General features: G+C 70.6%; 1 protein-coding gene. It reads left to right on the top strand.

What is annotated here, in order from left to right; genetic code table 11:
* The first annotated feature begins 353 nt into the window (after window positions 1-353).
* Window positions 354-1,064: an endonuclease domain-containing protein gene (locus tag ACFVWR_RS19105; RefSeq protein WP_387216047.1), complete on the top strand. Its 711-nt coding sequence runs from the start codon at window positions 354-356 to the stop codon at window positions 1,062-1,064.
* The last annotated feature ends 38 nt before the right edge of the window (window positions 1,065-1,102 follow it).

Raw genomic sequence — 1,102 nt, 5'->3', positions numbered from 1 at the left:
CACCCCGCGCCCCGTTCCCCCCCCCCCCCGCGCGCGTTTTTCCCGCGGGGGGCCCCCCCCCGCGGCGGGGGGGCGCGGGCTCGGGGGGTGGGGGCACCCCTCGTTGTGCGGCCTGTGGATAACTCCTGCACGCGTTGCGGCGTTCGTGGCAGGGTGTGGCGATGCAGCCGGCACCACTTCCGCACCACTTCCGCAAAGCGCCGTTCTCGACCGCGCACGCACGCGATGCGGGCGTGTCCCGATCGCGGCTGAGACGCGCCGACCTCGTCCGCCCCTTTCACGGGGTCCGGATGCCGGCCGCCGGCCCCTCGCAGCTACCTCTCCTCGACCGGTGCGCCGCCTTCGCCACGCGAATGGACCCTGGCCACTTCTTCAGCCACACGACCGCAGCCATGCTCTGGGGGCTCCCGCTCAGCCCTCGGTTCGAGGATGCTGCGGAGCTCCACGTCTCCGTGGCCAGCCCGCGCCGAGCACCGAAAGGAGCGGGCATCGTCGGGCACAAGCTGCGTATCGACCAGGCACGGTTGGGGATGCGGCGCGGACTGCCGGTTCCCGACCCGGTCGAGGTCTGGTGCGAACTAGGGTCGATGCTCGGCCTCGATGAGCTCGTGCAGGTCGGAGACGCACTCCTCCGGCGATCGAACCCGCTGGCGACCGCCGATGAGTTGCGCTTGGCGGTCGAGCACGCCGCCACCAGACCGGGCGTGCGACGGCTGCAGGAGGCGTTCGCACACGTGCGCGCACGAACGGATTCGCCGATGGAGACCGTGCTTCGGCTGGCGATCGTGAGGGCGCGGCTACCCGAGCCTCAGACGAACTATCGGATCGTCGACCGGGAAGGCCGGTTCGTCGCCTTCGGCGACCTGGTCTTCCCGGGCGAACGGGTCGTCGTTGAGTACGACGGCGATCATCACCGCCACGACCCCGAGCAGTACGCGACCGACATCGACCGGCTGTGGCGCATCCAGAACCTCGGCTGGACCGTCGTCCGCATCAACAAGACGCACCTCGACGGAGCGGCACGAGAGGCTGTCGGCCGCATCCGAGCCGCACTGACGCACTGAGGGGTCCCGACTCGCCGTTACATGGGTGCATGTAACGG

The sequence above is a fragment of the Leifsonia sp. NPDC058292 genome (genome assembly GCF_042880955.1).
GTDB lineage: Bacteria > Actinomycetota > Actinomycetes > Actinomycetales > Microbacteriaceae > Leifsonia.
This window is presented reverse-complemented; position numbering and strand designations above follow the sequence as displayed.